The organism is Mycobacterium sp. (assembly GCF_032161845.1).
In the GTDB taxonomy this organism is placed as follows: Bacteria; Actinomycetota; Actinomycetes; order Mycobacteriales; family Mycobacteriaceae; genus Mycobacterium.
Map to the genome: position 1 here is coordinate 1 of NZ_JAVRQA010000011.1, position 16,093 is coordinate 16,093.

Genomic DNA, 16,093 nt, shown 5'->3' on the forward strand with positions numbered 1-16,093 from the left:
CAACTGGTTTGCCGCCTACGCGTACTGGTACTTCAAGCTGTACGGCCACCAGGACGTCAAGCTGCTCGACGGTGGCCGCAAGAAGTGGGAGCTGGACGGACGTTCGCTGACCGCTGACGCGGTGAACCGCCCGGCGACGTCCTACGCCGCCGCCCCGCCCAACACCGCGATCCGCGCCTTCCGCGACGAGGTCATCGCCGCCATCGGCACCAAGAACCTGGTCGACGTCCGCTCCCCCGACGAATTCTCGGGCAAGATCCTCGCCCCCGCGCACCTGCCTCAGGAACAGAGCCAGCGGGCGGGTCACATCCCCAGCGCCATCAACGTCCCGTGGAGCAAGGCGGCCAACGAGGACGGCACCTTCAAGTCCGACGCCGACCTCGAGAAGTTGTACGCCGAGGCAGGCCTGGACGGTTCCAAGGAAACCATCGCCTACTGCCGGATCGGTGAGCGCTCGTCGCACACCTGGTTCGTCCTGCAGGAGCTCCTTGGCCACACCAACGTCAAGAACTACGACGGCAGTTGGACTGAATACGGCTCCCTGGTGGGTGCCCCGATCGAGTTGGGAAGTTGATATGTGCTCTGCACCGAAGCAAGGACTGACGTTGCCCTCCAGCGTTGACCTCGAGAAGGAAACGGTCATCACCGGCCGCGTCGTCGACGGCGCCGGCCAGACCGTCGGCGGGGCCTTCGTGCGCCTGCTCGACGCCTCCGACGAGTTCACCGCCGAGGTCGTCGCGTCGGCGACCGGTGACTTCCGGTTCTTCGCCGCACCAGGCACGTGGACGCTGCGCGCCCTGTCGCCTGCGGGCAACGGAGACGCCAGCGTCGCACCGTCGGGCGCCGGGATCCACGAGGTCGACGTCAAGGTCGCCTAGCCCCGGCGCGTCGTGGCACCACTGAGGCTGGGCTGAACCCCCGGTCGCTCCGCTCCTGCCCGCCGGATAGACTCGTCGGCGTGGTGCTCTTCTTCGAGATCATGCTCGTCGCAGCAACTGTCGTCATCACCTGGTTCGCCCTGTATGCGGTGTACCGGCTGGTCACCGACGAGTTGTGACGGCAGACGAAAACCCCGAAGTCCCGGGTGAGACACCGGACTCGGTGGGTTCGGTGGTTCCAGGCTCAGCCGACCGGGCGATCGAGGCCGCTGCCGAACGTGCCAAGGTCACGGCCGCACGCAATCTCCCGGCCTTCGATGATCTGCCGGTTCACCCGGACACGGCCAACCTTCGCGAAGGTGTCAGCCTCAACGACGCGCTACTGGCCCTGCTGCCGCTCGTCGGAGTGTGGCGCGGCGAGGGCACGGGTCGCGGTGTGGACGGCGACTACCCATTCGGCCAACAGATCGTCGTCTCCCACGACGGAGGCGAATACCTCAATTGGGAAGCACGCTCTTGGCTGCTCTCCGACACCGGCGAGTACCGGGGCCCGTCGCTTCGCGAGTCCGGATTCTGGCGATTCGTGAACGACCCCGACGATCCCGCGGAGTCCCAAGCGATCGAGCTGCTTCTCGCTCATTCCGCCGGATACGTCGAGCTGTTCTACGGGCACCCGCTCAACCAGTCGTCGTGGGAACTGGCCACCGACGCGCTTGCCCGCAGCAAGTCGGGCGTTCTCGTCGGAGGCGCCAAGCGCTTGTACGGCATCGTCGAAGGCGGCGACCTCGCGTACGTCGAGGAGAGAGTCGACGCCGACGGCGGACTGATTCCACATCTGTCCGCACGCCTGTCGCGGCACGTCGGCTAGGGAAAGCGGCGCGCAAACTTGCGTGTCCGTTCCGATCTGCAGACGAGGGCCAGCCGCTAGGCTCTGCCAGGTCAGGTGTTTACATCGCGAACCGGGGGGATCCACTATGAGCGCCGACGTGAAGGGGTTCGAGGAAGATGCCCGTCGGTTGCGTGAGTTCGACGCGTTCGCGACGTTCTCCGACGACGACCTCCTACGCCTCGTTCGGGCAGCACATCGCACCTCCACCTCCGGACCGTGGCCGCTGATTCGAGAGCAGACGCCGTCAGACGCCTGCTACATCCTGCTCAGCGGCGAGGCCGGAGTGTATGTCGGCCGAGACCGCGTTGCCGTCGTGGGGGCGGGTGAAGTGATCGGGGAATCGGTTTTCCGCAGTGGGAAACTCCGTAACGCCACCGTGACGACGGTCGGCCGGGCGGAGGTGCTGCACATCGCGCGTGACGACGTCGTCCGCTTGGTGAACGACATGCCCGCACTTCGTGAGCTGATGGACGAGACCGTCGCCCGACACGTCTCGGGGTCGGCGACCACCGATTCGAGTTGAGATCTTGCATCTCGGCCGGCCCAGCACACACCTGCTGACGACTTCCTGATCTCGTCGATCGAGTCGGCGGCGAGGTAACGGGGAAGGCGAGCGGGTGCGCAGATGATTCCCGTCGATCCCGAGTCCGTCACGGCGGCATGGCTCAGCAATGTCCTGAAGGCCGACGTGCGAGCGTGCGAGCTCGAGCAGATCGCCATCGGCGTGGGGCTGCTCGGCCGCCTGTTCCGTGCCCATCTCGACGGGGGACCCGGGGTGCCCGCAACCGTGGTCGTCAAACTTCCCATGCTCGACACGAAGGTTCGAACGACGCTGTGTGAGGGTCTCGAGTTCTACCTGCGCGAGGTCCGCTTCTATCAGGAGATCGGGCTTTCCAACCCGCTGCCGCCGGCCCGGCCCTTCTTCGCCGCCTTCGACGAGGCCAGCCATGACTTCGTCCTTGTGCTCGAGGATCTGGGCCACCTCCGTCGAGCCGATCAGAACGTCGGATGCAGCGCGGCGGACGCCGAGACCGTGATCGCAGCCCTCGCCGATCATCACGCGCACTGGTGGCAGAACGATCGCCTCGACTCGCTGCAATGGTTGAAGCCATACAACGCACCATCTTTCGTATCGGGAGTGATCGGAAACTACGAGGCCGCCTGGCCGACGTTCCTCGATCTCATCGGGTCCGACATGTCCCCGGCGATGCGCGACTTCGGCGAGCGTTTGCCGTCGCTGCTCCCGTGGTTCACCGACGAGCTGGCTCGGTATCCCCAGACCTTCTTGCACGGCGACCTGAGGCTCGACCAGCTGTTCTTTGCCGTCGGTGCCGACGACCCACCGGTAACGGCATTGGACTGGCAGGTCGCCGGGAAGGGCCGCGGTGCATATGATTTGGGTTATTTCCTGAGCCAGAGCCTCACCGTCGACACCCGGCGCAGCTGTGAGGACCGGCTGCTCGAGCAGTATGCCTCGTGCCTCGCCGAACACGGAATCGACTACCCCCCAAGCGAATTGCAACGCGACTACCGACTCACCACGACGATGTGCTTCGTCTACCCCGTGATCGCCACTGGCCGGATCGAGCTGGCCAACGAACGCCACCTCGAGCTGTGTCACACCATGCTCGACGGTGCCATGGCGGCGATCGAGGATCATGACGGTCTGTCGCTGAGGCCGGACTGATGGTCGGGCAGTCACGGGCCTGCTCCGCCTGCGGCGCACCTAACGACGAGGACGCTCACTTCTGCGAACGCTGCGGTGCCTCGCTGGCACGCGGTTGTGCGGCATGCGGCGTGGAAGCCAATGCGACCGCGCGATTTTGCCGCGGCTGTGGCGCACCGCTCGACGGGCCGGCGCACGACGTCCCGGCGGCCGGTCCCGTACGCAAGACGGTGACGGTCATGTTCGCCGACTTAGCCGGTTCGACCAGCTTCGAGGAGAAGGTCGACGCGGAGACGGCGCGCGAAGTCATCGGGCGTTATCACGACTTGCTGCGTTCGACCGCGGAGCGGCATCGGGCAGGCGTCACGAAGTACATCGGCGACGGATTCATGGCGGTCTGGGGCGTTCCGGAGGTCGGGCCCGATGACGCAGCCCACGCCGTCGACAATGCGGTCGAATTGCAGGAGCGCTTCGTCGACCTCACCGCGCGGGTGGCCGAAACCCACGGCGTCGAGCTCGCTCTACGGGTCGCGGTCAACACCGGCGAGGTCGTGGTGGGCGCCGGTGACGCCGATCTGGTCGGCGATGCGCTGAACGTCGGCGCCCGACTCGAGGCGGAGTGTCCCCGCGGACAGGTCGTGGTCGGTGAGGAGACGTGGCGGTCGACCCGCGGCCACTACCGTTACGAATCCCTCGGCCGGGTGCAGGTGAAGGGGCGAACCGCACCCGTCGCGGTGTACCAGTGGCTCGATCGGCAGGCGGAGGCCACCGACACCGCTCCGTTCGTCGGCAGGGCCGACGAGGTCCGGCGACTGCAGGCCGTCTTCGACGATGCGGTCGCCGGGCGGGCGGCCCGGTTGGTCACGGTCCTTGGCGACCCCGGCGTCGGCAAGAGCCGGTTGGCGGCCGAGTTCATCCAAGCCAGGGCCGATACCCGAGTCGTGGCGGCCCGCTGCGACGTCGAGCGGACCGTCGCGCTGGCTCCGATCATCGAGGTGCTGCGGGCCCGTGATCTCGAAACCGACGTTCCCGCAAGCGTTCCCGAGCGGGATCGTCTGCTCCGCGATCTCAACGGCCTGGCCACGGGCGACCCAGGATCGGTCGAGGAGAACTTCTGGGCTTTGCGCCGGTTCGTCGAGGTGCTGGCGTCGGACGGGCCGGTGCTCCTCGTCCTCGACGACATCCAATGGGCCGACACCCTGCTGCTCGACTTCATCGAACATCTCGTCGAATGGGTGAAGGAGGTACCGGTCTGCGTGCTGGCCCTCGCCCGGCCCGAGCTGCGCGAGATCCGGCCCGATCTCGTCACCGCCAGCCGGTGGCTGTCCGAGGCACTGCACCTGAGTGGCCTCGACGCCGGGGAGACCGCCGAACTCGCTGCCAACGTGCTCGGCGCCACCCGGTTGCCGGACGATCTCCTCCGCCGTCTCCCGGCATCCACGGGCGGCAATCCCCTGTTCGTGCGCGAGCTGATCGGAATGCTCGCGCACGACGGGGTGCTGGTCTCCGAGCCTGCGGGCTGGCGCCTCACGATCGACGTCGACGCCATCACCGTTCCGCCGACCATCCATGCTCTCCTGGCCTCGCGGCTGGAACGGCTCGACGCCGCAGATCGACGAATCCTCGAGCTGGCCTCGGTCATCGGCACCGACTTCTCGCTTGGCACCGTGCGCGCGCTTGCCGGCAGCGGCGCCGCGGGGGTCCAGACGTCTCTCGACCGGCTTCGTCGACTCGAACTCGCCCAGCCGAGCGGCGCCTACCTTGGCGACGAGCCGGTCTGGCGCTTTCACCACGTGCTGGTCCGCGACGTCGCCTACCGCCGGTTGCTGAAGTCGGACCGCGCAGACCTCCACGAACGGCTCGCCGACTGGGTGGAAGCGGGCGGGCGGAGCGTGGCGTTCGACGCCGACGAGATGATCGCCCGGCATCTGGAGGCTGCCCGCGACTACCGACTCGAGCTCGGCACGGTCGACGAGCGCGCCGGTGGTCTCGCGCTGCGCTCGGCCCGTCATTACGCCGCGTCGGCGCGGCGCGCCCTGGACCGCGACGAGCTGGTTTCCGCGGGTGCCCAGGCCGCTCGCGGCGCTGCCCTGGCGGCTGACGACGCCGCGCTTCACGCCGAACTCCTGCTCATCGGCTGCGAAGCCCTCCTGTCCGCAGGTGACGTCGTGGCAGGTGCGCCGCTCGTCGACGATCTCGAGCGCATCGCACGCGACGCGCTCGCGCCGTGGTCGACCTGCTACCGCTGTCAGTTCGTCGTCTACACCGACCCGGACCGATTGCTCGAGGTCGACGCGCGCCTCCAGGGCGCGATCGACGAGTTCGCCCGCCGCAACGATTCGGCGGGGCTGGCCAAGGCACACCGGGTGCGCGCGGGCGCGCGGGCCCGTCTCGGCCGGATCGGTGACTGCGAACTCGACCTGTTCGAAGCGCTCAACGCGGCGCGGAAGAGCGGGGACCACCGACAGATCACCGCGGCGCTGGGCGCTGCGCCGAGTGCCGCGCTGTGGGGTCCGAGCCCGGTGCCGAAGGCCGGCGGCCGCTGTCTCGACGTGGTGCGCATGCAACGGATAACAACGGCCGCGCCATCGCTCGAGGCAACGTCGTTGCGCTGCCTGGCAGTACTGGAGCTACTCCGGGGACGCCCGGTCAAGGCACGGACGATGCTGGCCGACGCCCGCCAGGTGGTCGCCGACCTCGGCCTGCGCCACGGGTTGATGGAGACCGAACTGTTCGCAGGCATCATCGAGTCGATGGAAGGCGACCAAGTCGCCGCCGAGCCGCACTTCCGAACCGCCCTGGAAGGCTTGGACGCCTTGGGAGTCGGGGCCGACGCTGGCCTGGCGGCCGCACTGCTGGCGAGATCCGTACTCGCGCAGGGACGGGTCGAGGAAGCCGACCGGCACGCAGCGGAGAGCCAGCGCCTCGCCGGCTACAACCTGAAGACGGCCATCGCCTGGCGCGCCGTGCGGGGTGAGATCCTGGCGGCCCAGGGCAGGCACGACGAGGCCGGCGTCATCGCCAGGGAGGCGGTTGCCGTCGCGGCCGGGACGGACCTGGTGCTCGACCACGCCCTTGCTTGTCTTTCCCTGAGCCGGGTGCTCGACGCCGTCGGCGATGGGAAGGGCGCCAACGACGCTCGCAGTGACGCCGATGCGTTGTATGCCGCCAAGGAGGTGGCGAGTGCCATCGGCCGGCCGCATTCGCCTGCCGCCCCTGCGCCGTTGCCGTCGCCGGCTGCGGCTCCCGCGTCGCGGCTACCGGTGACGAACGAGTGCCGCAAGCTGATGGAAGAATTCAACGGCGCGATGCGGGCCGGTGACGTCGACGGCGTCCTCCGAAGCTACGCAGACGAGTTCGTCTACGACGATCACCGGCGAATCAGCGGCGCCCCGGTGCATGGCCACGACGCGATGCGGGCGGCGATCACGCAGGTCTTCGTGCAGTACACCCGGTTTGACAGTCGCGTGTTAGCGGTCCGTGGTCAGCGCTTGGCCCTTGCCAGGAATCGCTACTCGGATGACGACGGAAACGAGACGACGAGTTTCGACGTGGCCGAGACCGACGACAGCGGACACGTCACCTACCTATCCCGCTTCGACGACGACGATTTCGACGGCGCCTACCGGGAGTTGGTCCGACGCTACTGCGCCGGGGAGGGCGCGGCGGACATCGAAGCGAATACGGCCGAGGCCGAGTGGATTCTGGCCTCCGCCGAGATGCGTGGGGAGAACCCGTCGGGCTCGCCGTTCCCCAAGCTCGACACCGCGGTCGCCTCGTCGCGGACGTGGAATTCGGCGGTGTGCTGGCTCTCGCCGGTTTGGGGCGTAACCCGCCAGGATCGGGAGGCCGTCGGGCACGACGGCGAGCAGTACGCCTGGACGCGGCTCGCCGTGGTCGAGCTCCGCGATGGGATCGTTGCGTCGGTTCGTCACTTCGAACTCGACGACGAGGGCGCGGCGTTCGCGCACGCCGAGGAGCTGGCAGCGGCGACTGGAAGTCGGCTTGCGGTGGCGAATCGTGCCAGCGAAGCGTGGCGCGCAATGTTCACGGCCCTGCAGGCACATGACGTCGAAGGCGGAATGGCGTTCTTCTCGGATCGGGTCGTGTACGACGATCGTCGGCGGCTCAGCGGGGACCCGATCCGCGGAAAGGTCGGGTTGAAGGCTGCGACTGAGCGAGTTCTCGAACACTACAACCACTTTGAGTGGCGCACGCTCGCAGTTCGAGGTGACCAGTCCTGTTTGCATTGGAGTCGTTGGTCGGACGACGCTGGCAACCAGACGACCTGGCTGCACGTGTCCGAGATCGGCGACGACGGGTTCCTCGACTATGAGGCCCGCTTCGACGGGGACGACTTCGACACCGCGTACCGCGAGCTCGAGCTGCGCTTCTACGCCGCGGAGGGAGCGGCGTTCGCCGAAGCGGGGACGACCCAGACCGAATGGATACTCGCCGTTGGTCGGGGTGACTTCGATCGGGCCTTCGACGAGCTCACGAATCCTGACCTGCGCGTCGAAAATCGATCGCGCTCGGCGTTCTCCGATCGCACGGCAGGCGAATTTCGCGCGAGTTTGGAGGAGCTCGCCGCGATGCTCGCCACGGTGCGGACGTGGAACTCGGCCATGTGTTGGGTGTCGCCGACGTACAGCGTGGTCCGCGCTGAGCGCACGGGCGTCGGGCGGGAGGGTGAGGAGTACAGCTGGTCCTGGCTCATCGTGGTGGAGGTCCGCGACGGGCGGAATGCGTCGATGTGTTTGTTCGACCTGCAGGACGAGGAGGCGGCGTTCACCCACGCCGAGCAGCGGACGGGGGCGACCAGCAAGATGGTGCTCACGAACCAGTCCTGCGAGGCGGTAAACGCCCTCTACCGGGCGTTCCGGACCAATGACGCCGATGGGGTCTTGCGCTGCTTCTCCGATCGGCTGGTGTACGACGATCGTCGACGACTCAGTGGTGATCCCGTCCGCGGGCAGGTCGAGCTCCGAGCGGCCGCGGCGCGAATCCTGCAGCAGTACAACGATTTCGAATTTCGCCTCCTGGCGGTTCGTGGCGAATTTCTGAATCTGTATTGGAGCCGTTGGTCAGACGATGCCGGCAATCAGACGACCTACCTGCACGTGTTCGAGATCGACGACGACGGGCAGCAGGTCTACGAGGGGCGCTTCGACGAGGACGACTTCGAGGGCGCGTATCGCGAGCTCGAACGGCGCTATTACTCAGGCGAGGGATTGCCGTTCGCCGGCGCGGGCGGCACGGCCACGGAATGGCCGCTTGCTCTCAACCGAGGTGAACTCGACACGGTCTTCGGCGAACTCAGCAGAGCCGACCTGCGCGTTGAAAACCGGTCGCGGGCGCTCTTCACCGACCGCTCGGCGAATGAGCTTCGCGCGAGTTTCGAACAGCTGAACGCACTGGTCACCTCGGCCCGGACGTGGAATGCGACCGCCTCGTGGGTGTCGGCGGACGTGCTGGTGAACCGCCTCGAGCGCGAAGCGGTGGGACTCGACGGCGAGGATTACGCGTGGACCCGGTTGCACGTGTGCGAGTTTCAGGCTGGGCAACTCGCGAGGGTCTGCCAGTTCGAGCCCGGTGACGAGGAAGCCGCGTTCGCCTACGCCGCAGAGTTGGCTCAGGCGAGCACCAGTCGGCTGGCGGTCACGAACCGGTCCTGCGAGACGATCCAAGCCATAGTCGCGGCATTGCGAACCGCTGATGTCGACACGGCGATGGCGTTCTTCACGGAGCGATACGTCTACGACGATCGCCGACGGCTCACCGGTGACCCCGTCCGCGGAACCACCGAGTTGCGAGCCGCCTTCGAGCGAATCCTCTTGCAGTACAGCGAGGCTGAATGGCATACGCTGGCAGTTCGGGGCGAGCGTCTCAGCCTGCACTGGAGTCGTTGGTCGGATGGCGCGGGAAATGAGACGGCATATCTTCACGTCTTCGAAGTCGGCGATGACGGTCGGATGATCTGCGAGGGCCGCTTCGACGAGGACGACTTCGAGGGCGCCTACCGCGAGCTCGAACAGCGCTACTACGCGGGCGAAGGAGCGGCATTCGCCGAGCAGGGTGCGATCGGGACCGAATGGGTAACCGCACTCAACCAAGGTGATTTCGACCGGCTGTTCAACGAGCTCACCGATCCCGACATGCGTGTCGAGAATCGGTCGTTGTCGCTCTTTGGAGATCCGTCGGCCACCGACCTTCGCGCCACGTTCGAGGAGTTGTACGCCATGGTCGCCTCGGCGCGGTCATGGAGCTCGGCGTTGGAGTGGGTATCCCCCGCCTGGGCCGTTGCGCGCTTCGAACGGGAAGCCGTCGGGCACGATGGCGAAATCTACTCGTGGGCGAGGCTTCAGGTCATCGAGCTCCGCAACGGACTGCTGGCGTCGCTTTGTCGTTTCGAAGTCGACGACGAGGAGGCGGCGTTCGCCCATGCCGAGGAGCAAGTGCGGGCTGCTTCCAGCCGACTGGCGGTGACGAACCGGGCCAGCCAGACGTGGGCTCGCGTGCGCCGTGCCATGGCCAACCGGGACATCGACGCCGTGGCCCGGCATTACTCGGATCGAATCGTCTACGACGATCGGCGGCGATTCAGCGGTGATCCCATCCGCGGCACAGCCGAATTCCTCGCTGCCGCTCAACGTGTTCTCGAGCAGTACTCCGACTTCGAGGGAAGCACCCTGGCCGTTCGGGGTACGCACCTTGCGCTGCTGAGGGGCCGTTGGTCGGACGCCTCCGGCAACGAGACCGTCCAGCTCCAGGTGTACGAAGTCGGCGATGACGACCAAGTCGTCTATGAGGGCCGCTTCGACGCGGATGACTTCGAAGGCGCATACACCGAGCTTGAGCGCCGTTACTACGCGGGCGAGGGTGCTGCGTTCGCCGAAGTCGGTTTGCGCCAAGCCGACTACATAGTCGCCATCAACCGCGGCGATCTCGACCACGCGTTCGGCGACTTCACTACCCCCGACGCGTACATCGAGAACCGGTCGCGCTCAGTCTTCGGCGATCGCACGATCGGTGAGTTTCGAACCAGCGTCGAGGAGCTGAACGCGATGGTGACCTCCGTGACGGCGTGGAACTCAGCCATTTGTTGGCTCTCGCCGACCTGGCTAGTGGTTCGCAGCGAGCGCGAAGCCGTCGGACCGGACGGCGAGCTGTACACGTGGTCGTGGCTCTACGTCAGCGAGGCCCGCGGCGGGCGTGCCGCGTCGCTATGCCAGTTCGACGTCGAGGACGAAGAGGCCGCGTTCGCCTACGCCGAGGAGCGGATGCGGGCGAGTAGCAGCCGCCTAGCGGTGACCAACCGGGCCACTCAGACGGGGGATGAGCTGGCAACGGCGGCGGGGGTTCGTGATGTCGAAGCCGCTGTCGCGTGTTACGCCGAGCAGTTCGAGTACGACGATCGGCGACGGCTGGGCGGTAACCCGCTCGATGATCTACGCACCTCCCACGAACGCATCCTCGACCAGTACAACCACTTCGAGTCGCGCACGCAGGCGGTGCGAGGTGAGCACCTGCACCTAGTCTGGACCAAGTGGTCGAACGACTCCGGCTACGAGACGACCTATCTGATCGTGCACGAGGTCGGCGACGACGGACGCATCGCCTACGAAGGCCGTTTCGACGAGGACGACTTCGACGGGGCCTACCGCGAGCTCGAACGGCGCTACTACGCCGGGGAAGGCGCGGCGTACGCCGAATCGGGTGCCACGGTCACCGAGGCAGTCCTCGCGTTGAACCGCGGAGAGGTCGACCGGTTCTTCGACGACTTCGTCGCCCCGGAGTTCCGAACCCAGAACCGGTCGCACGCGCTGTTCACCGACCTCTCGGCGGCCGAATTTCGCAACACCTTGCAAGAGCTCAGGGCGATGGTGGCCTCGGTACGGGTGTGGAGCGCTGCCGTGTGCTGGTTGTCGCCGACGTGGGTCGTTGATCGTCTCGAGCGGACAGCCGTCGGGCGAGATGGCGAGCAGTACGCGTGGTCCATGCTCTTGGTGACCGAGGTCCGCGCCGGGCGGATGGCGTCGATGTGCATCTTCGAGGTGGACGACGAGGAAGCGGCATTCGCCTACGCCGAGGAACGCTCGGCGGAGCCGACCACGCCCTAAGGCGGCAAGGCCCCTTGGACATGGAGCGGCCCCCGAGCCTTTGGTTCCTGGTTGGACGGACCGAGGGGCTCGGGGGCCGGGTGACTGCAGGGAATTCGCCAGCGCACGCTGGTAAACACCCGGTGCTGCTAGCGGGCAGCCACCTCACTTGTCCATGAGTCAATCAAATTCTCGGACCACCTCCTTTCACGTGTAAATCCGAAGGTACTCCCCGAGCCTTGGGCCGACAACCGATTTTCGAGCATCGGTCAGGACGGTCCGCCCACCGCTTCGTCCACGGTCGTCGCCATGTCGAACGCGTCGGCCGCAACGGGCAGTAACGCGCCGTCCAAGGTGTGCACCCGCGCCGCGAGCGTGACACTGGACAACAGCCAAACCCCCTGGGCGACAAGCAGATCACCGACTCGAAGGGATCGTTGTTCACAACGACTGCCGCGCCGTAAGGCCACGTCGAATACTGCCCGAACCGTGGTGCCTGCCAGGATCGGCAGCGTCGTCGGCGGCGTCACCAACGCTCCGTCCCCGTCGACGATCACCACGCTCGACCGCGGGCCCTCCAGGACGAATCCGTCCGCGCTGACCAAGAGCACCTCGTCGACGCCGTGACGTTCGGCCTGCCGCAGGGCCGCGGCATTGACGGCGTAGGAAAGCGACTTCACCGCCGCGATCGACCACGGCGCCGGGGCCCCTTGGCCCACCGTCACCCCACGATCCAGCGTCATCGCCGACACCCCGTCGCGCCGCGACACCAGTACCCGGTCGGGCAGCTTCGAGAGGGTGACGAAGCCCGTCGATCCACCGTCGCGTCTGCGTCCGAACACCAGCCTCAACACCGCGTCGCCACCGTCGGTCCACTGCGCACACGCACCGAGCGCGGCAGCGCGCCACCGGGCCGGTTCGGGCCGCGGCAACCCGACGATCGCCGCGGAACGCGCCAGCCGTTCCAGATGCGCGTCGAGCAGGCACGCCCGCCCGTCCCGGACCAGCAGCGTCTCGAACACGCCGTCCCCGCGGGCGAACATGGGGTCGTCGACGTACCCGACGGGATGGTCTGTCGTCACGACCTCGCCGTCGAGCGTCACGACGATCTCGCTGCGGGTCCTCACTAGGCATGAGGGTAATGCCGCGACACCTCCGTAGGCTGGAAGGATGTCCGCAATCCCAGCTCCCGAGTCCGGACCCGACGCCGGCGCCACATGGCACTACGGCGACCCGTTGGGCGAGCAGCGCGCCGCGGAGACCGACGTCGTCGTGGTGGACCGCTCGCATCGCGCGACCATCCAGCTCACCGGCGCTGAACGCCAGAAGTGGCTGCACACGATCTCCACCCAGCACGTGAGTGACCTTCCCGACGGCGCCGTCGTGGAGAACCTGAGCCTCGACGTGCAGGGTCGTGTCGAAGATCACTGGCTGCAGACGCAGCTTGACGGCGTCACCGTCATCGACACCGAACCGTGGCGAGGTGAAGCATTACTGACCTATCTCCGCAAGATGATCTTCTGGGCCGACGTCGTCGCCGACCCCGCCGATCTTGCGGTGCTTTCCCTGATTGGTCCGCATCTGGGCAGCCCCGCGGTGCTCGAGGCCATCGGCGTGCCAGCGCTTCCGACCGAGGGAACGGCAGTTCCCCTGGCGGACGGCGGATTCATTCGCACGCTGCGCGCGGATGAGGTCGACCTGCTGGTGCCGCGCAGCGCCAAGGCCGCCTGGTGGGACCGGCTGATCGCCGCAGGCATCCAGCCTGCGGGCGTGTGGGCCTATGAGGCACATCGCGCAGCGGGACTGCACCCCCGACTCGGGGTCGACACCGACGACCGAACGATCCCGCACGAAGTCGGGTGGATCGGTGGGCCGGGCGATGGCGCCGTTCACCTCGACAAGGGCTGCTACCGCGGCCAGGAAACCGTGGCTCGCGTCCACAATCTGGGCAAGCCCCCGCGAATGCTCGTCTTGCTGCACTTGGACGGCTCGGCAGACCGTCCCGCGACCGGCGATCCGGTTCTGGCTGGTGGACGCCCGATCGGGCGGCTTGGAACCGTCGTCGACCACGTCGACCTCGGCCCGATCGCCGTGGCGTTGGTCAAGCGCGGGGTGCCCGCCGACACGCAGTTGACGACCGGCGGCGAGACCGCCGTGAGCGCCCTGATCGATCCGGATTCGATGCCCGCGGCGGCCGAGGCGGGCGCCGGACGGCTTGCCGTGGAACGTCTGCGGAGCCATCAGCGTTGAACTTCGAGTCGTCGCGCTCGCCGCGGGGATGGGCCTGCCAGCATGAGACCGGCGGACACGGTAAAGTGTTGACAGGACGATAAACACACTCAGATCGGAGCCGCCTGCTAATCGGGCCGCTCCGTTATTGCGCGAGGGGGTCCCCTATGGGCCGCGGCCGGGCGAAGGCGAAGCAGACCAAGGTTGCACGTGACCTTAAGTACAGCTCGCCGCAAACCGATTTCCAACGGTTACAGCAGGAACTGGGTGGTCCCGGTTCCCCCGAGCCGGACGTTTTGACTGGCGACAAGCCGGTCGAAGACCTCTGGGTCGACGACGACGACTGGCGCCGCTGAGCGGTCCCCCTCAGACCCGGTACGACGGTCCCGCGTTCAGAATCTCGGGTGCTGCCCGACCAACTGCGCGCGGGACTTTCCCTTGCCACCCTTCTTGACGGTGCCGAGTGTCCAGCAGTCCAGGTGCCGAGCAGTCAAGATCGCCAACGCACGGTCGGTGTCCTCCGGCGCGACGATGGCGACCATGCCGATGCCCATGTTGAACGTCTTGTCCATCTCCGCGCGCTCGATGCGTCCGCGCTGGGCGATCATCGCGAACACCGGGGCGGGCGTCCAAGTGCCGCGGTCCAATTCGGCGCTCAACCCGTTGGGAATGACGCGCTCCAGGTTGCCGGCGAGTCCCCCACCCGTGATGTGGCAGAACGTCCGCACCTGGGTTTCGGCGGTCAACGCAAGGCAATCCTTGGCGTAGATGCGCGTCGGCTCGAGAAGCTCTTCGCCCAGCGTGCGGCCGAATTCCTCGACGTGCCCAGCCAGATTGCCCCGGTCGATCTCCAGCAGCACCTTGCGGGCCAGGGAGTACCCGTTTGAGTGCAGTCCGGTCGAGGCCATCGCGATGATCACGTCACCCGGCTTGACCCGATCGGGACCAAGGACGTCGTCGGCCTCGACCACGCCAACCCCCGTCGCGGAGATGTCGTAGTGGTCAGGCGACATCAGGCCGGGGTGCTCGGCCGTCTCACCGCCGAGAAGTGCGCACCCGGCCATGACGCAGCCGTCGGCGATGCCCGACACGATCTCGGCGACGCGTTCGGGCACGGTGCGGCCGACAGCTATGTAGTCCTGCAGGAACAGCGGTTCGGCCCCGCAGACCACCAAGTCGTCGACGACCATCGCCACCAGGTCCAGGCCGACCGTGTCGTGTTTGTCCATTGCCTGGGCGATCGCCAGCTTGGTGCCGACGCCGTCGGTGGACGACGCCAACAGTGGCTCGCGATATCCGCCCCTCAAGGCGAATAGCCCCGCGAAGCCGCCAAGGCCTCCCCGTACCTCCGGTCGGGTGGCCTTCTTCGCAAGCGGTTTGAACAATTCGACCGCGCGGTCACCCGCCTCGATGTCCACTCCGGCAGATGCGTAGGAGGCGCCGCTGTCGCCGGCCCGCTGATCCTCGCTCATCGCGCCCAAGGGTACCGGTCGCCGAGATGCTGTGACACGCTGACCGACCATGGACGGTCTTCGTTGGCTGGTGCCCGCCGCAGCGGCGGTCATCCTGGTGCCAACCGGTTCGGCAGCCCCGGCATCCGCCACGCCCGGCGTCGGCGTGGCTGCGGAGACGCTGTCGCAGGCCACCGTCGACGGACACGACTACATCACCAAACAGATCACCATCGCGCCGGGCGGGAGCACGGGGTGGCACTGGCATCCCGGCCGGGTATTCGGCGTGATCCGGGCAGGAACGCTGACCCACGACTTTGCGGACTGCTCCGTCGACGGCATCTACCCGGCGGGCGCCCCGATCACCGAGGGGAGCGGTCCGGACCACGTACACATCGGCCGCAACCTCGGCACGGAGCCCGTCGTGATGTGGGTGGTCTACATCGACGCCGCAGGTGCTCCGCTGTCGGTGGACGCGCCCAACCCCGGATGTCCGTTTGAGTAAGTCCTCCGGCGGACATCTGTACCCATGTCTGCTCCGAATACTTCGGTAGCACACGCGACGGACGGAGGCTAGGTGTCGGACGTTGAGTCAGGCCGTTCACTGGTGACGGGGGCAACCGGGTACATCGGCGGGCATCTTGCCGCGCTGCTGGTGGACCGCGGTCACACGGTGCGGGCGTTGGCGCGCAAGCCGGAGAAACTGCGCGACGCACCCTGGCGCGACAAGGCCGAGGTAGTGCGTGGCGACCTGAGCGATCCCGATTCGTTGGTCGAAGCGTTCGACGGCGTGGACGTCGTCTACTACCTAGTTCACTCGATGGGCACGTCATCCGACTTCGTCCGCGCAGAGGAGGAGTCGGCGCACAACGTCGCCGCCG

General features: G+C 67.2%; 12 protein-coding genes. 10 read left to right on the forward strand and 2 right to left on the reverse strand.

Going from position 1 to position 16,093, the window contains the following annotated elements; genetic code table 11:
• The 6 genes from QOD90_RS00545 to QOD90_RS00570 all read left to right on the forward strand — a co-directional run.
• A partial coding sequence (locus QOD90_RS00545; RefSeq protein WP_526345599.1) for a sulfurtransferase occupies positions 1 to 574 on the forward strand: 574 nt, incomplete at its 5' end.
• Between the two features lies 1 nt (position 575).
• On the forward strand, positions 576 to 878 hold the full coding sequence (locus tag QOD90_RS00550; protein WP_526345601.1) for a DUF1416 domain-containing protein: 303 nt from the start codon (positions 576 to 578) through the stop codon (positions 876 to 878).
• A 223-nt stretch (positions 879 to 1,101) separates the two neighbouring features.
• Positions 1,102 to 1,746 carry a nitrobindin family protein gene (locus QOD90_RS00555; protein ID WP_526345621.1) on the forward strand — a complete coding sequence of 215 codons (645 nt, stop codon included), beginning with the start codon at positions 1,102 to 1,104 and terminating at the stop codon, positions 1,744 to 1,746.
• 106 nt (positions 1,747 to 1,852) lie between these two features.
• Complete coding sequence (locus tag QOD90_RS00560; protein WP_526345603.1) at positions 1,853 to 2,290, forward strand: Crp/Fnr family transcriptional regulator; 438 nt, start codon at positions 1,853 to 1,855, stop codon at positions 2,288 to 2,290.
• Between the two features lie 102 nt (positions 2,291 to 2,392).
• Complete coding sequence (locus QOD90_RS00565; protein ID WP_526345605.1) at positions 2,393 to 3,454, forward strand: oxidoreductase family protein; 1,062 nt, start codon at positions 2,393 to 2,395, stop codon at positions 3,452 to 3,454.
• Entirely contained in the window at positions 3,454 to 11,553 is an 8,100-nt protein-coding gene (locus QOD90_RS00570) for a nuclear transport factor 2 family protein (RefSeq protein ID WP_526345607.1), read from the forward strand. The genes QOD90_RS00565 and QOD90_RS00570 overlap by 1 nt, the downstream gene beginning before the upstream one ends.
• Positions 11,554 to 11,801: 248 nt before the next feature.
• Here QOD90_RS00570 and QOD90_RS00575 read toward each other — a convergent pair whose 3' ends face one another.
• A complete protein-coding gene (locus tag QOD90_RS00575) occupies positions 11,802 to 12,659 on the reverse strand; it encodes an aminodeoxychorismate lyase (protein WP_526345609.1) in 858 nt (285 codons plus the stop codon).
• 43 nt (positions 12,660 to 12,702) lie between these two features.
• Between QOD90_RS00575 and ygfZ the strand changes: the two genes are divergently transcribed.
• On the forward strand, positions 12,703 to 13,782 hold the full coding sequence (gene ygfZ / locus QOD90_RS00580; protein ID WP_526345611.1) for a CAF17-like 4Fe-4S cluster assembly/insertion protein YgfZ: 1,080 nt from the start codon (positions 12,703 to 12,705) through the stop codon (positions 13,780 to 13,782).
• Between the two features lie 146 nt (positions 13,783 to 13,928).
• Positions 13,929 to 14,117 (forward strand): DUF3073 family protein, encoded by a 189-nt coding sequence (locus tag QOD90_RS00585; RefSeq protein ID WP_526345613.1) that lies wholly within the window; start codon positions 13,929 to 13,931, stop codon positions 14,115 to 14,117.
• A 36-nt stretch (positions 14,118 to 14,153) separates the two neighbouring features.
• Here the strand turns inward: QOD90_RS00585 and purM are convergent, their stop codons facing one another.
• Positions 14,154 to 15,233: a phosphoribosylformylglycinamidine cyclo-ligase gene (purM, locus tag QOD90_RS00590; protein ID WP_526345615.1), complete on the reverse strand. Its 1,080-nt coding sequence runs from the start codon at positions 15,231 to 15,233 to the stop codon at positions 14,154 to 14,156.
• 49 nt (positions 15,234 to 15,282) lie between these two features.
• Between purM and QOD90_RS00595 the strand changes: the two genes are divergently transcribed.
• Complete coding sequence (locus tag QOD90_RS00595) at positions 15,283 to 15,717, forward strand: cupin domain-containing protein (RefSeq protein ID WP_526345617.1); 435 nt, start codon at positions 15,283 to 15,285, stop codon at positions 15,715 to 15,717.
• Positions 15,718 to 15,789: 72 nt separating this feature from the next.
• Positions 15,790 to 16,093, forward strand: a 304-nt coding sequence (locus QOD90_RS00600) for an NAD(P)H-binding protein (protein ID WP_526345619.1), incomplete at its 3' end; no start/stop codon positions are given.